Raw genomic sequence first — 2,059 nt, 5'->3', positions numbered from 1 at the left:
GTCCCGGTCGTAGCGATCATCAATCAGCAACACACCGTCAGGCCCGGAGAACACGCCGATATTGCCATCAGCATCTGGCGCTTCCAGCATATGAACGTTGCCGGCAACATGAGTCGTCCTGAAAAAGTTCTCTGCATCCTGCGTAGAATTCTGTGCAGAAACTTGTCCCGAAACCATGGCGGCGAGTAACAGCAGGCCCCCTGTCATCAACGTTTTTATGCATATAGAGTTCATGGCGAAGCTCGACAAGGTTGTTGATTATTGTGCGCAAAATTATACTGCCGGATAATAACATGCAGAGCGATCAAGGCAAGCGCATCTGTACCCAACGCATCATTGAGCCACTCGGCCTTCATGCGACATGGCTAGATGTTGCCGAAGTACCAAAGGATCGCCTGGTGGCGAGTTATCACGTGCGCAGTGGGCGCTTTTCGCGTGAGCCGTCGATCGCATGGCCGGACTACGGCATCGTGCACGCAGGCATACAAGATATTAATGTCGAGAACATGGCTGAAGTGCTGCGCGTCAATACGATTGTGCCTGCACTCTGGTTCGCGGCTTTGATGCCGGTATTGAAAGGCAGCCGCCCCTGTCGATGCGCAATTTTCAGCGCCAGGGCGGGCAGCATCAGCGACAACCGCGCTGGCGGCTGGTACAGCTACCGCGTCTCCAAAGCTGCTTGAATATGATCATCAAAACCGCTGCGGTTGAATACGCCCGCAGCGCCCGCAATGTAAAGTTGCTGGCCTACCATCCTTGCACGGTCGATACCGAGCTGCCGCGACCCTTCCAGCGCAATGTGCCGCCGGAAAAAATGTTCACCGCCGATTTTACCGCCACGCAATTGCTGGAGCTGATGGAGGATATGCCGGTGGATGGAGAGGCAAGTTATCTGGACTGGGCAGGAGAGAAAATTCTTTGGTAGTGGATTGTCATTCTTTGTCTGTGGGTCATCATCCTTTGGAAATAAATCATCATCCAAATGGGCGCTTGGGAATACGACAGCGCGCTGTATTGCGCCGTTGGAAGACGGCGTGGGGCATGAGGTAGGGTTGTGGGGCGGTTTGGCCCCGTTTGATGCGTAGCCTGCCGCGACTGGCTGCGAAGTTCCCCAAGTCGAGATTGCAACAGACCTGGAACCAGCTGGGCATTTTTGTTCTGTACTACCCCTCGTCGCGAATATAGTCATGGGGCTTAGGTATGTTTTCTTCGTTAAAATGCGGCGGCCAGCCTCAGCGTGCCCCGATCGCGATCAACTCTTCAGATGGCCGGCGATAAACTCTCGCAATGCTTCGGGTGACTCGGTACGACCGCTGCGTCCAAGCACTTCGCCGAATGCATCAAACAAAACCAGCGACCCATCGCTGAGGCTATGATCGCGTGCGAACGCTTGGCCATCCGGATGCCCGGTGTGGACCACTAGAAACTCCATCACATGTGCAAATTCCGGGTGAATCTGCAGCATCTGCGCCAGCACCATGTCACCGCCCATCACATGTATTTCTCGCAGCATGACCAGCGTAGCTTGGCCCTGGCCCACGCGCGCCAGGTCGTTGGAGAACGAACCCTTGGGCAGCAATTGCCAAAATACAGCGCCCGTTAGGATCAGACAGGCCAGTGTCACCAGGGTACGATTCAGCCTGCGGCGGGTGGAAGGTTGCGTGGTGTTAATCATGAATTATCTCCGGAGTATGAAAACTGATGCTGAGTGCTCGGAGACGACCGGGCTAGAATTCCCTATATTGCAACTGCCACCAAGATGCTTACGACACAATCTGCCGATACCTGTTCTTTCATGGTTGCGCTTCTCTAAAGGCGTGATGGCAAGCCGATCACAATCCTGGAATTCGAACGATCGTCCCAGCGGCATCTTAGTACGCGCGAATGCTGCCGGGCAACACGCCGACTAGTGTCCTGGACGATCTGGTAGCAGCCACCGGCATCGCGCTCCCTCACCGGCGACCGCACCGAGTTCATCGGCCGCAACGGTTGCCTGGCCGCGCCGGCAGCGTCAGAGAGAAAAGCCTGTCCGGACGCCTCGGTGTCGGCCTGGATCCCT

5 protein-coding genes are annotated in these 2,059 nt (G+C 55.8%); 3 read left to right on the top strand and 2 right to left on the bottom strand.

Translation table 11 applies throughout. The features are described 5' to 3' along the window. On the bottom strand, positions 1-249 hold a 249-nt coding region (locus ACESMT_RS21100; RefSeq protein WP_372828548.1), incomplete at its 3' end, for a hypothetical protein. Positions 250-293: 44 nt separating this feature from the next. On the opposite strand from ACESMT_RS21100, the gene ACESMT_RS21095 reads away from it, so the two are divergent. Both ACESMT_RS21095 and ACESMT_RS21090 read left to right on the top strand, forming a co-directional pair. Further along, positions 294-683: a hypothetical protein gene (locus ACESMT_RS21095; protein WP_372828547.1), complete on the top strand. Its 390-nt coding sequence runs from the start codon at positions 294-296 to the stop codon at positions 681-683. Between the two features lie 2 nt (positions 684-685). Beyond that, a complete protein-coding gene (locus ACESMT_RS21090; RefSeq protein ID WP_372828546.1) occupies positions 686-925 on the top strand; it encodes a hypothetical protein in 240 nt (79 codons plus the stop codon). A 327-nt stretch (positions 926-1,252) separates the two neighbouring features. Here the strand turns inward: ACESMT_RS21090 and ACESMT_RS21085 are convergent, their stop codons facing one another. Then, positions 1,253-1,675, bottom strand: a complete 423-nt coding sequence (locus ACESMT_RS21085) for a hypothetical protein (RefSeq protein WP_372828545.1) — start codon at positions 1,673-1,675, stop codon at positions 1,253-1,255. Positions 1,676-1,975: 300 nt separating this feature from the next. On the opposite strand from ACESMT_RS21085, the gene ACESMT_RS21080 reads away from it, so the two are divergent. Continuing rightward, positions 1,976-2,059, top strand: an 84-nt coding sequence (locus tag ACESMT_RS21080) for a hypothetical protein (protein ID WP_372828549.1), incomplete at its 3' end; no start/stop codon positions are given.

Source organism: Polaromonas sp. (genome assembly GCF_041689105.1).
GTDB lineage: Bacteria > Pseudomonadota > Gammaproteobacteria > Burkholderiales > Burkholderiaceae_C > Polaromonas.
Note: the sequence above shows the minus strand (reverse complement) of the source record. Positions and strands in the feature narration are given on the sequence as shown.